The organism is Stenotrophomonas sp. YJH_SMC_14-1 (genome assembly GCF_059372275.1).
The window spans coordinates 234,046-247,807 of the sequence record NZ_JCAFVK010000001.1; the positions used below are offsets into that span (position 1 = coordinate 234,046).

13 protein-coding genes are annotated in these 13,762 nt (G+C 67.8%); all 13 read right to left on the reverse strand.

Translation table 11 applies throughout. The features are described from left to right. Positions 1 to 74: 74 nt before the first annotated feature. Positions 75 to 1,679, reverse strand: coding sequence for a sulfite reductase subunit alpha (locus AC5P9P_RS01255; protein WP_049403271.1), 1,605 nt, complete (start codon positions 1,677 to 1,679; stop codon positions 75 to 77). Continuing rightward, the gene (locus AC5P9P_RS01260) at positions 1,676 to 2,647 is read right to left on the reverse strand and encodes an FAD:protein FMN transferase (RefSeq protein ID WP_111188185.1); all 972 of its coding nucleotides are present in this window, start codon (positions 2,645 to 2,647) and stop codon (positions 1,676 to 1,678) included. Before AC5P9P_RS01260 ends, AC5P9P_RS01255 begins: the two co-directional genes overlap by 4 nt. A 53-nt stretch (positions 2,648 to 2,700) precedes the next feature. After that, positions 2,701 to 3,504, reverse strand: a complete 804-nt coding sequence (locus tag AC5P9P_RS01265; RefSeq protein WP_049403270.1) for a DUF4198 domain-containing protein — start codon at positions 3,502 to 3,504, stop codon at positions 2,701 to 2,703. A 122-nt stretch (positions 3,505 to 3,626) separates the two neighbouring features. After that, positions 3,627 to 4,145, reverse strand: coding sequence for a DUF2271 domain-containing protein (locus AC5P9P_RS01270; protein WP_005408420.1), 519 nt, complete (start codon positions 4,143 to 4,145; stop codon positions 3,627 to 3,629). 26 nt (positions 4,146 to 4,171) lie between these two features. Further along, a complete protein-coding gene (locus AC5P9P_RS01275; RefSeq protein WP_005408421.1) occupies positions 4,172 to 4,810 on the reverse strand; it encodes a PepSY-associated TM helix domain-containing protein in 639 nt (212 codons plus the stop codon). Between the two features lie 198 nt (positions 4,811 to 5,008). Then, complete coding sequence (locus AC5P9P_RS01280) at positions 5,009 to 7,429, reverse strand: TonB-dependent receptor domain-containing protein (RefSeq protein ID WP_164133323.1); 2,421 nt, start codon at positions 7,427 to 7,429, stop codon at positions 5,009 to 5,011. Positions 7,430 to 7,575: 146 nt separating this feature from the next. After that, entirely contained in the window at positions 7,576 to 7,974 is a 399-nt protein-coding gene (locus tag AC5P9P_RS01285; RefSeq protein WP_049403268.1) for a hypothetical protein, read from the reverse strand. A 164-nt stretch (positions 7,975 to 8,138) separates the two neighbouring features. Then, entirely contained in the window at positions 8,139 to 8,816 is a 678-nt protein-coding gene (locus tag AC5P9P_RS01290; RefSeq protein WP_049403267.1) for a Fe2+-dependent dioxygenase, read from the reverse strand. Between the two features lie 10 nt (positions 8,817 to 8,826). Beyond that, positions 8,827 to 9,546 carry a tetratricopeptide repeat protein gene (locus AC5P9P_RS01295; RefSeq protein ID WP_227415301.1) on the reverse strand — a complete coding sequence of 240 codons (720 nt, stop codon included), beginning with the start codon at positions 9,544 to 9,546 and terminating at the stop codon, positions 8,827 to 8,829. Between the two features lie 68 nt (positions 9,547 to 9,614). Continuing rightward, complete coding sequence (locus AC5P9P_RS01300) at positions 9,615 to 11,921, reverse strand: TonB-dependent receptor (protein WP_005408426.1); 2,307 nt, start codon at positions 11,919 to 11,921, stop codon at positions 9,615 to 9,617. 152 nt (positions 11,922 to 12,073) lie between these two features. Then, entirely contained in the window at positions 12,074 to 12,478 is a 405-nt protein-coding gene (locus tag AC5P9P_RS01305; RefSeq protein WP_005408427.1) for a hypothetical protein, read from the reverse strand. A gap of 201 nt (positions 12,479 to 12,679) precedes the next feature. Then, positions 12,680 to 13,012, reverse strand: a complete 333-nt coding sequence (locus AC5P9P_RS01310) for a non-heme iron oxygenase ferredoxin subunit (RefSeq protein WP_005412525.1) — start codon at positions 13,010 to 13,012, stop codon at positions 12,680 to 12,682. Beyond that, positions 13,009 to 13,548, reverse strand: a complete 540-nt coding sequence (locus tag AC5P9P_RS01315) for a GNAT family N-acetyltransferase (RefSeq protein ID WP_033835564.1) — start codon at positions 13,546 to 13,548, stop codon at positions 13,009 to 13,011. The genes AC5P9P_RS01310 and AC5P9P_RS01315 overlap by 4 nt, the downstream gene beginning before the upstream one ends. Positions 13,549 to 13,762 lie beyond the last annotated feature (214 nt).

Sequence of the window (13,762 nt, forward strand, 5' to 3'; positions counted from 1 at the left end):
ACGCCGTCATGGTGCGGCTGTGGTTGGGGTCAGAGCCCTTTCCTGCGGAAAGGGATCCGACCCCGATGGTTCGTTCAATACACATCGCGCCGGTAACGACCGGCCAGCAACAGCGCTTCCTTGCCCGCAGTACCCAACACCTGCTCGATCACCGCATCCACCGCCGGGGCCATGCCCTGCAGGCTGCCGCAGACCAGGATCGTCGTGCCTTCATCCACCCACTGCCGCAGCGTTGCCGCTTCGGCCAGCAGCCGGTCCTGCACATAGCGATGCGCGCCGCCATCTCGGCTGAACACTGCATCCAACCGCGCCAGCGTGCCGTCGGCCAGCATCGCCTGCAGTTCTTCACCGAAGTGGAAGTCGTGCGCGGCGGTACGCTCACCGAACAGCAGCCAGGTGCGGCGCGCGCCACTCCGGGCACGTTCGTGCAGATGCGCGCGCAGGCCGGCGATGCCGGTGCCGTTGCCGATCAGCAGCAGCGGCACATCGGCGGGCACGCCATGGAAATTGTCGTTGCGGCGCAGACGCAGCTGCACCGGTTCGTCGATGGCCGCGTGGTCGCACAGCCAGCCACTGCCGATGCCCGGTGTTCCATCGGCGCGCAGTTGGCGGCGCAGCAGCAGCTCCACCGCACCGTCGGCCATCACCGAGGCGATCGAGTACTCGCGATGCGGCAGCGGCTGCAGGGTCGCCAGCAATGCAGGCAGATCACCCGGGGGAACCAATGAGGGCAGGTGCGAGCGCGCGACGCGTGCCAGCAACGTCTGTCCGTCATCCAGCACGATGTCCGCGTCAAAGCGTTGTGTGTCCAGCCAGGCACGCACGGTGTGCGATGCGTGCTGTGGGCCGATCTCGGCGATGTCACCGGCCTGCCATTGCGCCTCTGCATCGGCTGGGGGCTGCAGGCGCAACCAATACACGGGACCGCCGGGGCTGCCCGGGTTCAGATGCTCGCGTTGCAGCAGCGTCCACGGCTGGTACTCGGCCGGACTCCAGTCGGGCAGTTCGCTGGCGTTACCGCCGAGTTGTCCCAGCAGCTGTTGCCAATGACGCAGCGCTGCCGGATCGGCGTTGTCGACTTCGATTGCATCGAACAGTGGATGCGCGCCGTGCTGGCGCAGCCATTGGTCGAGCTGGTGACCGAATCCGCAGAAGTGGCCATAGCTGCGGTCGCCCAGTGCGAGCACGCCGTAGTGCAGATGCTGCAGCGAGGGCGGCGTGGCCATCACCCCGCGCAGGAAAGGCAGCGCGTGGTCGGGCGCATCACCTTCGCCGGTGGTGCTGGCGATGAACAGCGCGCGCTGGCTGCCGGCCAGCAACGCGGCGTCGACCTCATGCAGTCCGCGCACGCGCGCTGGCACGCCGGCACCGCGCAGGGCCTCGGCGCTGCGTTCGGCCAGTTCGCGGGCAAAGCCGGTCTGGCTGGACCAGGCCAGCAGGATGGGCGCGGTGTCTCCGCTTGCGGCATCGTCGCGCGGGCGCCCACGCCACCACAGCGCAACGCAGGCCAGCGCATACAGCGCCGTGGCGAGTACCGCGATCTGAGACTGCCGCGCCGGTGGCGCGCCCTGCCCCCAGGCTTCACCGAGGTGCAGGCGCAGCAGCGCCCAGCCGATCAGCGCCAGCAGAAGCAGGACCAGCGCGTTGCCGAGCCACGCGCGCGACGGCCGGGTACTCATGGGCTCTGCTCGTCGAGCAGGCGCTGGAAGGCGCTGCTGAGGAATTCCTGCGGGCCGTCCGCTGCGCGTTGCAGGTAGCGCGCAGCCAGCCCTTCGCGTTCGGCCAGCGCCATGCCCTGTTCGCGGCCCAGCACGGTCAGTGCGGTGGCCCAGGCATCGGCGTGCATGGCGTCGTCGGCCACCACGGTGACTGCCGCGGCAACCTGGCGCACCGGTCTGCCCGAACGCGGGTCCAGGCTGTGACTGTAGGCCTCGCCATCGACCTGGTACTGGTGCCAGCGATCGCCGGAGGTGGCCACCGCCTTGCCCTCCAGCGCCAGCACCCGCAGCGGGGTATTGGTGTGCGCATCTTCTTCCGGCGCGGACTCCACCAGCACGCGCCACGGCTGGCCGTCCGGTTTGCGGCCGTAGCCGGCCAGTTCGCCGCCGACTTCGACCAGCGCGGCAGTGATGCCCTGTGTGCGCAGCCACGCAGCGACATGGTCGACGCCAAAGCCCTTGGCGATCGCGGAGAGATCCAGTTCCAGCCCACCCGGTTGCAGCAGCGCATCGTCCTGCCACTGCAGGCGCTGCCAACCGCAGCGATCGCGCGTGGCCTGCAGGGTAGCGTCGTCGGGCTGGCGGCGTTCACCGGCATGTGCACCGAAGCCCCACAGGGCAACCAGCGGACCGACGGTGGGATCGAAGGCGCCGCCACTGGTGGACGCGATCGCCTGTGCGCAGGCCACAACGTGGCGGGTCTCGGCCGGCAGCACGCACCATTGGCCCGCGTCGGCGCGGTTGTAGCGGCTCAGGTCCGAACCGGGCTCCCAGGTACTCATCTGCGCGACCACTTCGTCCAGCCGCGCCTGGATGCCGGCGTGCAGCGGGTGCAGGTCGCGCTGGCGCGGCGCGACCAGCGACACGCTCCAGGTGGTGCCCATGGTGGTGCCGCCGAGGCGGGCGATGTCGAGCAGGGAATCGGTCATGGTGATGCGTTGTGGGTGCGATGCCGGGCTGCCCGGCATCGCGGTCCACGTCATTACTGCGGCAGCACTTCCAGCGTGGCGACGTAGCTCAGGCGGCGCTTGGCGGCCTGCTTCACCGACGTCTTGTTGTCCTCGGTGCCGGTTTCCAGCCAGTACATGCCGGCTTCCGGCCAGGTCACCTTGATCTCGCCCTTGGCATCGCTGGTGACCTTCAGCTCGTCCTGTGCGTTGCGGTAGCGGGTGGCACCACGCACGATCTCGAATTCCAGGCCGGCCGCCGGCTTGCCATCGACCAGCACGCGGAAGGTGGCTTCCTCGCCGGCGAACAGATCGTTCGGGTGGCCGACGGCGACCAGCTCGATGCCACGGTTGGTCGGCTTCAGCGCGGTATCGTTCGGCGCGCCGTTGGTGACGAAGGTCTCCACGCGGCCGACCGACTGGCTCACTTCCAGCTTCTTCGCGTCCTTCGGCAGTTCGCCGAAGGTGGCAACGCTGCCGCGCCAGCGCTTGCGCTCGCCGTTCTGCTCGTAGGTGGCGAACAGGCCATCGTTGACCGACGCGATGCGGTAGGTGCCCGGCTGCTTCAGTTCGATGTCGAACACGCTGCGGTACTTGCCGGTCGACGCGTTCTGCGGCTGCACGCTGCTGCCGTCCGGTGCGGTGATCACCAGCGATTCCAGGCGCAGCGGCACGTGGTTGAAGTAGAACAGGTCGTTGGAGACCGCACCGTCGACAGTGATCCACGGCGCGTTGCCGGCGATCACGGTCTGCGAGGGCAGCAGCCAGGCCTTGTGGGCCAGGGCGGAGAAGGGAAGGGCAGCGGCCAGGGCGGCGGCGAGGACGAGCGTGCGCTTCATGCGGAAGACTCCAGTTGGAAGGGGTCGGATCCCTTTCCATCGGAAAGGGCTCTGACCCCGGGGGATACGGCGATGGGGTCAGAGCCCTTCCTGCGGAAGGGATCCGACCCCGGCTCAGGCAGTTATGGTTTGACGGCGAGGGTGACCTGGCCCAGTTCGGTGGCGCCCTGCGCCTTGCCGTTCTGCGCGGCGGTGGCCGGCCAGGTGAAGGGGATCTTCAGCAGTTCGCGGCCGCCGACTTCGCGCACCGCTTCCACTACCAGGGTGTAGTTGCCCGGGGCCAGCTGCTTCAGTGCCGGCTGCCTGTCATTGAACGACAGTGCGTGCTTGCCGGCCGGGCGGGTCGGACCGGTCACGCCGTCCACCGGCACCTGCAGGGTGCGGCCGCTCTTGCGCCACCACTGGCGCAGGTCGGGCAGCCACTTGGTGCCGTGGCCTTCGCTGTTGCTGGTCTGCTGGTACCAGACCGAGAGGTTGGCCGCGACCTTCTGGTCGGCGCCTTCCAGCCACACGGCCACATACGGGCGGTGGTATTCGGCCACGTTGAGCTTGGGCACTTCGACGTTGATGTCGAGGGTGGTGGCATAGGCCGGCGAGGTGGCCAGCAGGCCGCTGAGGGCGATGGTCAGGGTGACGCGCATGGGGCGGCTCCGGAAACGGGGAAAAGTCAGTGGATCAGCAACAGGGCGATCAGCAGCGGGATCATCAGGCCGAGGCCGACCAGCGGCCAGGTCATGCGCCGCTGCCGCGCATGCAGGTGCAGCAGGAACAGGCCGGTGATGCAGAACACCAGGCAGGCCACGGCGAACAGGTCCAGGAACCAGCCCCACGCCGGGCCCGCGTTGCGGCCCTTGTGCAGGTCGTTGAGGTAGGACACCGCGCCGCGCGAGGTCGATTCGTATTCCACCGCGCCGGTCTCGCGATCGATGCTCAGCCAGGCGTCGCCGCCGGGGCGGGGCAGCGACAGGTAGATCTCTTCGGGCGACCACTCGGCCGGTCGCCCGCCGATGGCGATGCCCAGCTGCGTGTCCAGCCACTGCCGGGCAGGGCGCGGAATCGGTGCGTTGCCGTCTTCGCGCGTGCCGAGCTGTCCAAGCAGCGCGGCCGGCAGTTCCAGATGCTGGTTCTGCACCTCGGGCTTGGCCTCGATCTTCGCGGCATGGTTGAGGGTCAGGCCGGTCACCGCGAACAGCAGCATGCCGATCAGGCACACCGCCGAGCTGATCCAGTGCCACTGGTGCAGCGTCCGCAGCCAGAAGCCACGGTTCTGTTGCTGCTGCACGGTGGAAGAGGCAGGACGGCTCACGGCACGGTTCGAGGCGGACGAGGACTGCCCATTACATCATTGATGAGAATAGCTCGCAATTGCGTATCGTTCTGTATCCCGGGAGCAGGCATTGCGGGTTGCCGGCCAGCGGCCGGCACTACCGATCGGAGATCCAGGCCATGCGTGGATGAAGCGGTGCCGACCAAGGTCGGCACCCACCGGGGAAGGGCACGGCGATCAGAACTTCGCGTTCAACGAAATCCAGTAGCTGCGGCGCTGGTCCTTGGTCGCGTAGTCATCCACGCAACTGAACTCGCTGGGATTGAGCAGCAGGCACGACTGCGAAACGAAGTCCTTGTCGAACAGGTTGTTGACCCGTGCATTGACCGTCAGCCACGGCGTAGCCTTCCAGCTGCCCCCCAGGTGGAAGATCGTGTAGTCCTCGTAATAGCGCACGTGGCGGGTGCCGGCACTGTCGATGAGGGTGTCGCGATAGCGGTCGTAGCGGCTTTCGCCGATCAGCGACAGGCTGATCGCTTCGTTGATCTGCCAGTTGAGGCTGGCGTTGGCCATGTGCTTTGCCGGCGTGGTGCCTGAGATCGGGCGTCCCTTGTCGGGGCCGCTGGTCTGCTCGCTCCTGGTCCAGGTGTAGTTGCCGCGCAGCTGCAGGGTTTCGAGCAGGTCGACATGACCGGCCAGTTCGGCGCCGCGGGTCTCGGCCTTGTCGATGTTCACGCTCTGGGTGAAGGTGCTGTAGCCCAGTGCTGCCCAGCCTGGGCCGATGTCCACGCAGTAGCCGCTGGCGGCGCGCGCCACTTCGCAGTTCGGGAACGTTCCGCCGCTGGCGATCTTGTCTTCGAACATGTTGAAGAAGCCGGTGACGTTGAAGCCCCAGCGCTGGCCTTCGTAGTAGGCGGCCAGCTCGTAGTTGGTGCTGGTTTCAGGCTTGAGGTTCGGGGAACCGACCAGCGGCAGCACGCCCTGGCCACCAAAGCCGGTGATGCCCGGGAACAACTGGTCCGGTCGCGGGGTCTTGTAGCCGGTGCTGACGCCACCCTTGAAGGTCCACGCATCGCTGGCGTTCCACACCAGGTAGCCACGCGGACTGACGTGGCTGCCGAACACGTTGTGGTCGTCGTAGCGCAGGCCGAAGGTAGCGGTGAGGGTATCGGTCAGCGCCCAGTTGTCCTCGGCGAACAGCGCCCACATGCGGTGCTTCTGCCTGGTGTTGCTGCGATAACCGGCGCCATCCATGCCGAACACGCCGTCGATCATGTCGGTGTCGTTGTACTGGCCGCCGACGGTCAGCTTGTGCGCGCCGAAGTCGAGGTCGAGCATCGTGTCGAGCACGTAGCCTTCCAGTTCCATGGTGCGCAGCGGACGCGGCAGGAACGCCTGCAGGCGCGCCATCTCGCTCGGGTTGAGCGCGGCCAGGGCATTGCCACGGCCGGCCGCGCAGTTGTTGGCGGCACCGGTGCGGCGGCAGACGTCATTCCACAGCGTCTGCAGGTTGGCGCGCTCGTCCAGGGTCAGCGGCAGCGAACGACCCAGGTTGCTGCTCTTGCTGTGGGTCAGTGAGGTCTGCCAGGTGCCGAAGCTGTAGCGGCCCTGGTGGGTCAGCGACAGCTGATCGCGCTCGTAGCGCTGGTAGGCGGTGTAGCCGACGCGCGGCTGCACCACGCGGCGGGTGACGGTGCCGCTGCCGTTCGGGTTGGGGATGACCGCATTGCCGACGCGCCACAGGCTGGCCAGGCTGTCCAGCGTGCCGGTCTGGCCTTCGCTGTTGTCGTACTTCTGCCGCGATACGTCGTAGTCCAGCCACAGTTCGTGGTCATCGTTGACCCGGAAGTCCAGGCGCACGCCGGTATTCCAGTTGGTGTTGGCCACCGACTTGCCACCGCCGCCGAAGCCGATGCTGCGCTCCCACAGGCTGCCGTCGGGCAGGGTCAGTGCGTCCCACTCCGGATTGGAGGCCTTGGCGTCGTAGTAGCTGCCGCGCACCGCCAGGCTGAGGCGGTCCTTCAGCAGCGGGCCGCTGAGATACAGGTCGGTGGTGCGCGCATCACCGAACTGGTCGTCCTGCTGCACGGTGAAGCCCTGGGTCACGGCGCCGTGCCAGCTGTCCTGGTTGCGTCGGGTGATGATGTTGATGACGCCACCCATCGCGTCCGAGCCGTACAGCGTGGACATCGGGCCGCGCACGACTTCGATGCGCTCGATCGCGTCCAGCGGCGGCAGGTAGGCGAACTGGCCGCCACCGAAATTGTTCGGGTACAGCTGGCCGACATTGCTCTGGCGGCGGCCGTCGATCAGCACCAGGGTGTATTCGGACGGCAGGCCGCGCATGGAGATGGTGGCGCGGCCGTTCTTGTCGGTGGCCTCCAGGCCGACGTCGATGCCCTCGACGTCGCGCAGCGCGTCGACCAGGTTGGTGTAGGGGCGCTTGCTGAGTTCTTCGCGGCTGACCACGCTGATGCTGGCCGGTGCATCGATCACCTTCTGCTCGAAGCCGGAGGCGGTGACCACCACCTTGTCCAGCGTCTGTGGCGCGCCGGAAGCGTCACCGTGGGCGAAGGCAGGGGCGGTCATGGCCGCCAGCACGGCGCTGGTCAGCAGGGTACGGGACAGGGACGAACGGACACGATGGCGCTGGGCCATGGCAGTAACCTCGAAGGATGCAGGGTGGTGCGATGCCAGGCGCGAACGGCGCGGCATGCACGGGGAGGCCCGGTCAGGGGCGGCAGGGATGAAGCAGGCAGCGGCGCGCGGGCGCGACCGCGCAGGCGGTCACGCGGGGCCGTGAATCAGGCGAGCGGCGGCGCCTGGCCGCGTTGCTGGCGGCGCCCGGGCGCATCGGCCCAGGGCGTATCCGGAGCGGCCAGCGGCCAGTCCGGGCGCACGCCGGGCATGGCCGGCGTGGCGGGTACGAGTTCAAGCTCGGTGCGCAGCCATTGGCTGGCCAGCAGCAACGGCGGGCGTGCCTTCTCGGCTGATTTCACCGGAGCGGCAGCACAGCGGCGCAGCTTGGCCGGTGCCTCTTCCTGCAAGGCTTCGCCGCCGCGCTCTTCCAGCGGCATCTGCACGGCCATTCCGGCCTGGCCGTGTGGCAGCAGCGGCAGGGTGCTCAGCAGCAGGGCCAGCATCGCCACCCACGCCAGCAGGCTGGCCAGCGCAGGACGCTGGCCGCGCATGGCGGTGCCCATCTTGCGATGGATGAGTGGACGAGGGCGAAGCGGGCGCAGCAAGCAGGGGTCCCCAGGGGTCTGCCGGCAGCGGCCGGCATCAACGGGGCGTGATTGTAATGAGAGCTGTTAGCTGTTGCAAATGAGAATGATTGCCAAAATGTCGCAGGCCAGCCCGACCGGGCTCAGACCTCGCTCCAGCGCCGCAGCAGGTTGTGGTACACGCCGGTCAGCTGCAGCACCGCCTCGGCGTCGCCGCCGGTCTGCCGCAGGCGCTCGATCGAGCCGTCCATTTCCCATAGCAGGCGGCGCTGCACATCGTCGCGGACCATGCTCTGCACCCAGAAGAACGAGGCCACGCGCGCGCCGGCGGTGACGGGGCGCACCCGGTGCAGGCTGCTGGACGGGTACACGATCAGGTCGCCGGCGGGCAGCTTCACTTCGTGCTCGCCGTAGGTGTCGCTGATGATCAGTTCGCCGCCCTCGTACTCGTCCGGCGCCGACAGGAACAGGGTGCAGGAAATGTCCGAACGCAGCTGTTCGCCGTTGGCCAGGTTCATCACCGCGCCATCAACATGGAAGCCATAGGTGCCGCCACCGCTGTAGCGGTTGAAGCGCGGCGGCAGGTATTTCAGCGGCAGCGCGGCGCTGAAGAACAGCGGGTGCCGGGCCAGCGCGACGAGGACGATCTCGCCCAGTTCGCGGCGCAGCGGTGAGGCCTCGGGCAGCTGCTGGTTGTGCTTGGCCTGCGCGCCCAGATGGCCGACGGTTTCGCGGCCATCGGTCCAGTCTGCGGCATCCAGTCGGCGGCGAAAGTCGGCCACCTGGTCGGCGCTGAGAATGTCGGGGATGTGCAGCAGCATGCGGGACTCCTCAGAGGGACGGCGGCGCGACCAGGGCGCGCACTTGTGGATGCGGCGACGCGGCCAGTTCGGGCACGATGTGCGCCATGAACGCCGGGCTGCCGTGGGCCAGTGCGAGCCGCAGCCAGTGCACGGCCTGCTCGACCTGTCCGGCCTGCAGCAGGATCGAGGCGTAGTTCGCCTGGCCGCGGAAATCGCCGGCTTCGGCCGCGCGCTGGTACCAGGCCAGGGCTGCCTGCGGATCGGGTGCGGTATCCAGCCCGTCTTCGAGGTGGCGGGCCAGCAGGTTCATCGATTTGGCATGGCCGAGGTGTGCGGCACGGGTGTACAGGGCCAGCGCCTGTGCGCGGTCCTGGGGCACGCCGCGGCCGGTGGCCAGCAGGTTGGCCAGGTTGTACAGGCCCCAGTCCAAGCCGGTGTCGGCCGCGCGCCGGTACCACACCGCGGCCAGCACCGGGTCGGGTGCGGTGCCCTGGCCCAGTTCGTGGCAGCGGCCCAGCATGTTCATCGCCATCGGCGCGCCGTTGTTGGCGGCGGTTTCGTACCAGAGCCGTGCCGCCGAGGCGTCCTGTGCGGTGCCTTTGCCTTCCATGTGCATCTGCGCGAGCAGCAGTTGTGCCTCGACCTGTCCGGCCTGCGCGGCGTCGCGCACGCGTGCGAAGGCAGCCTGCGGATCGTGCTGCAGCAGCGCGGCCAGAGCATCGCTGTCGATGGGGGTACGGGTTGCCATGGGGTGAGTATCGCCGGAAACAAAAACGGCGGCAGGAGAGCCTGCCGCCGTGGTGGAGCGCAGTTACATCAGAACTTCACGTTCAGTGCCAGGGTGGCCGAGCGACCCGGGGCGATGCTCGCGTAGTGCGAGGCATAGGCCTTGGTGAAGTAGGTCTTGTCGGTCAGGTTCTGCACGTTGAGCTGCAGGCTGATGTTGTCCTGGATCGCGTAGCTGGCCATCGCGTCGAAGCGGGTGTAGCTGGCAATCCACTTGGTGTTGGCGACGTCACCGTACTGCTTGTCCGAGTAGAACGCACCGGCGCCGATGGTCAGGCCGATCGGGAAGCGGTAGGTGGTCCACAGGTTGGCGCTGTGCTTGGCGGTGTTCGGGAACTCGTTGCCGTTGTTCGGCGACGGCACGTAGACGTTGGACGGGCAGGTGCGGCCCACCGGTGCGCCACAGACGAAACCGTTGTCCTTCAGTTCCGAGTCCAGGTAGGTGTAGCCGCCGTACAGGCTCCAGGCATCGGTCAGCTGTCCGGTGAAGCCCAGCTCGAAGCCGTTGATTTCCTTCTTGCCGGCGTTCTGGCTGGTGCCGTTGTCGATGGTCACACGTGCGTTGTTCATCACGGTGTGGAAGATCGCGGCAGTCAGGTTCAGGCGCTTGTCGAACAGGTCCCACTTGGTGCCCAGTTCGAGGTTCCTGGTGTCCTGCGGCTTGAGGTCGGCCACGGCGGCGCTCAGGCCGTCCGAACCGTCACCACCGTCCATGCCCGGCGGGGTCGAGGAGGTGCCCCAGGACAGGTAGATGCTGCCGTTGGCGGCCGGCTTGAACACCACGCCGGCCTGGTAGTTCAGGAAGTCGTTGCTGTTGCGCACGCGGGTCGGTGCCTTGCCGGCCACCGGAGTGGTCAGGGTGGTACGGAAGTCGTCGTAGCGAAGGCCGAGGTTGATCATCCACTGCTCATTGAGCTCGATGGTGTCGAACACGTAGGCCGAGGTGGTCTTGGTGCGCTGCTCGACGTCCAGTGCCTTGTCGCTGCGATAGACGATCTGACCGGCCGCCCATGGATCGTTCGGGTTCGGATTGTTGAAGTCGGTGCAGTTGTAGCCGGTGGCCGCGCCGGACACCTGGCAGCGAGTGCTGTTGGCGCTGTTTTCAAGGGGATTGGCGGTGCCCGGCGACATCAGGTAGCTGCCACGGGTCATCTTCTCGTCGCTGTACTCCACGCCCGCGCTGTAGCTGTGCTTGAGCGCGCCGGTCTGGAACGCACCGGTCAGGCCCAGCTGGTCGGCGAAGCTCTTGACGTCGACCGCACGGGTGTTGGTGCGACGCCACAAGGTGCCGTACAGGTTGGGGTTGCCCTTGCTGTCGTCCGGCTGGGTCCACAGGTAGTCGTTGCTGGTGTTGCCCAGGCGCGCGATGTTGCGCAGCTTGTGGCCACCGAAGTCGTAGCTGGCATCCAGGGTGCTGATGTCGGCGCGGGTGCGCTGGAAGTCACGGTCGACCAGACCGTAGTAGTTGTTGCGGTCCGGCACCATCGGGCGGCCATCACCATTCTTGGCCACGTTCGGGCCGCTGGAGAACGGATTGCTGTAGGGGAAGCCACCCGCATCGGGCAGGTCATCGCTCTGCATGTGGTAGTGGCTGGCGATCAGCTGCGCCGGGCCGTTCAGGCCGAACGCGATCGACGGCGCGATGCCCCAGCGGCTGACGTTGGCGGCGTCGCGGCCGGCGATGTCCGACTCGTGCTTCATCAGGTTCAGGCGGGCGGCGATGCCGTCGCCCAGCACGTAGTTGGCGTCCACGGTGCCGCGCGCGTAGCTGTCGGTGCCGATGCCCATGCTGGCGCTGGTCTCGTTCTTCAGCTTCGGCGTCTTGCTCACCAGGTTCAGGCTGCCACCACCGGAGTCACGGCCGCCGTAGGCCGAGCTCGGGCCCTTGACCACTTCCACCTGTTCCAGGTCGAAGATCTCGCGGGTCTGCGAGCCGACGTCGCGCAGGCCGTCGACGAACACGTTGCTCTGCGAATCGAAGCCACGGATGAAGGGGCGGTCACCGGTCGGGTTGCCGCCTTCGCCGGCACCGAAGGTGATGCCCGGCACCATGCGCAGCGCATCCTGCAGGTTGGTCGCACCGGTTTCGGCGATCAGCTTCTCCGACACGATCGACACCGACTTCGGGGTGTCCAGCAGCTCGGCGGTGAACTTCGGCGAGGACGGGTTGAACCAGCTGCCGCGCACCTGCACCTTGTCCAGCTCGGTGGCGTTGCGGGAACCGGCGTCGGCGCCGTCGGCAGCCTGCGCAGCCAGCGGAGCAAAGCCCGCGGCCAGGGTGGCGGTGGCGAGCAGGGAAACGCGCGGGGCGTGCTTGCGGGACGTGATGTGGGTCATGACTGTGGGTAGTGGCTTGGATCGGGAAAGGGCGAGCGCGAGCCGGCGCAGATGGGCATGCGGCGACAGGCGGGAAGTGGGTGCTGTAGAGCCGAGCCAGGCTCGGCTGGCGGGAAACGCAATCAGGCGCACGGCAACGGCCGCAGGGCGCCTCAGCTGGCGTGCGGTGCGGGCGGTGCGTGGCCGGGGTTCAACCGCAGCGCGGGATCATGCAACTGCCAGCGCAGGGCATCGGAGCGCCATAGCGGGATACGCGCGACCAGAGCGGCGCGTGCAGGGACCAGACCGGTGCAGGGCGAGGTGCCCTCGCCATCGAACGGAGGCTCCGGTGCTGGTGCGGCGTGCTGCGGGCATTCGTCGGCTGGCGGTTGCGGCAGCGGCATCGCCTGCAGCAGATCTTCAGCGTGTGCCTGCCAGCCGTGCGCGGCCGGATCGCCGCCACGCCCTTCGTGCAAGGCCGACCAGCCCAGCAGCAACGTCAGCAGCACGGCCACGAGCAGTGGCCACCCTTGGCGGGCGAGCTGGCACAGCGTGGCGGTGGGCGCGGGCGAAGCCATGGCGCAGGGGCGATGTCGTTACGAAGATGTTACGTAGAATAACATAAACGATAATGATTCGCATATGCGCAATCGGGTTGCCGATCTGGATGGCCTGGAAGGGCCTTGGAGGGCCCCCCAGTGCACTTCAGTGGATCCGCCCCATGGGTGCATGCTCTCCCGCGAGGCGCCCTCTGGGGGCTCTCCGGGCCGGGCGCCGCCTCAATCCCGGTCGTCGCGGGTCCAGACCGCGTCGTGCTCGCGCTTCACCGGGAACTTGGGCACAGGGCTGTAGGCCGGGGCGCACAGGGCGCGGCCATCGCGCACGTCGAAGCGCGCGCCGTGCAGCACGCACTCCACGCTGCCTTCGGTCGTGTTGAACTCGCCCGAGGACAGTTCGAACTCTTCATGAGTGCACTGGTCTTCCAGGGCGTACAGCTCACCGTCCAGGTTGAACACCACGATCGGCGTGCCGGTCACTTCGTCGAACACGCTCTTCATTTCACCCGGCAGCAGCTCGTTGCCGGCACAGACAAAGGTCCAGGCCTCGCTCACGCGGTGGCTCCGTTCAGCGGCTTTTCCAGGATCTCGAAGCGCAGGTCGTCGCGCTTCGGGATGCCGAAGCGTTCGTCGCCATACGGGAACGGCTTCTTGATGCCGGTACGGCTGTAGCCGCGGCGCTCGTAGAAGGCGATCAGCTCGTCGCGCACGTCGATGACGGTCATCTGCATCACCGGTACGTTCCATTCGCGCGCGGCGTGTGCTTCGGCGGCATCCATCAGCTGCTTGCCGACGCCGCCGCCCTGCTGGGCCGGATCGACCGAGAACATGCCGAAGTAGCCCTTGCCGTCGACATCGGCGACGTGGGCGCAGGCCACCAGCTGGTCCCCGCGCTCGGCCAGCAGGATGGTGGAGCGCGGGCGGTCGAGGTCGGCCTGGATGCCTTCGGCGTCGATGCGGGCGCCATCCAGCAGGTCGGCTTCGGTGGTCCAGCCAACGCGGCTGGCGTCGCCACGGTAGGCCGAGGTGACGAGGGCGATCAGGGCGGGGATGTCGGCCGGCGTGGCGGCGCGGAAGGTCAGGGTGCTCATGGCCCCATTCTAGGTGGGGCGTGGGCGGGCGCAAATGGGGGGAGGGGGCAGATCCCTTTCGCAACGCGGAGGAGCTCTGCCCCCGGCGTCTACTGACCCAACGGCAGGCCATGGACCGACTGGCACGGGCGCGGAATCGGCGGATGCTCGGGGTCGGATCCCTTTGCGCAGCGAAGGGCTCTGACCCCCTGTTACCAGGAGCAGGCCATGCCGA

Excerpts from the sequence above, each read along its gene's own strand:
- AC5P9P_RS01290 (WP_049403267.1), bottom strand. The coding sequence starts at position 8,816 with ATGCTGCTGCACATCCCCGACATTCTCAGCGCCGACCAGGTGGCCGAC.
- AC5P9P_RS01300 (WP_005408426.1), bottom strand. The coding sequence starts at position 11,921 with ATGACCCACATCACGTCCCGCAAGCACGCCCCGCGCGTTTCCCTGCTC.
- AC5P9P_RS01285 (WP_049403268.1), bottom strand. The coding sequence starts at position 7,974 with ATGGGCACCGCCATGCGCGGCCAGCGTCCTGCGCTGGCCAGCCTGCTG.
- AC5P9P_RS01315 (WP_033835564.1), bottom strand. The coding sequence starts at position 13,548 with ATGAGCACCCTGACCTTCCGCGCCGCCACGCCGGCCGACATCCCCGCC.
- AC5P9P_RS01305 (WP_005408427.1), bottom strand. The coding sequence starts at position 12,478 with ATGGCTTCGCCCGCGCCCACCGCCACGCTGTGCCAGCTCGCCCGCCAA.
- AC5P9P_RS01265 (WP_049403270.1), bottom strand. The coding sequence starts at position 3,504 with ATGAAGCGCACGCTCGTCCTCGCCGCCGCCCTGGCCGCTGCCCTTCCC.
- AC5P9P_RS01255 (WP_049403271.1), bottom strand. The coding sequence starts at position 1,679 with ATGAGTACCCGGCCGTCGCGCGCGTGGCTCGGCAACGCGCTGGTCCTG.
- AC5P9P_RS01270 (WP_005408420.1), bottom strand. The coding sequence starts at position 4,145 with ATGCGCGTCACCCTGACCATCGCCCTCAGCGGCCTGCTGGCCACCTCG.
- AC5P9P_RS01295 (WP_227415301.1), bottom strand. The coding sequence starts at position 9,546 with ATGGCAACCCGTACCCCCATCGACAGCGATGCTCTGGCCGCGCTGCTG.
- AC5P9P_RS01260 (WP_111188185.1), bottom strand. The coding sequence starts at position 2,647 with ATGACCGATTCCCTGCTCGACATCGCCCGCCTCGGCGGCACCACCATG.
- AC5P9P_RS01280 (WP_164133323.1), bottom strand. The coding sequence starts at position 7,429 with ATGGCCCAGCGCCATCGTGTCCGTTCGTCCCTGTCCCGTACCCTGCTG.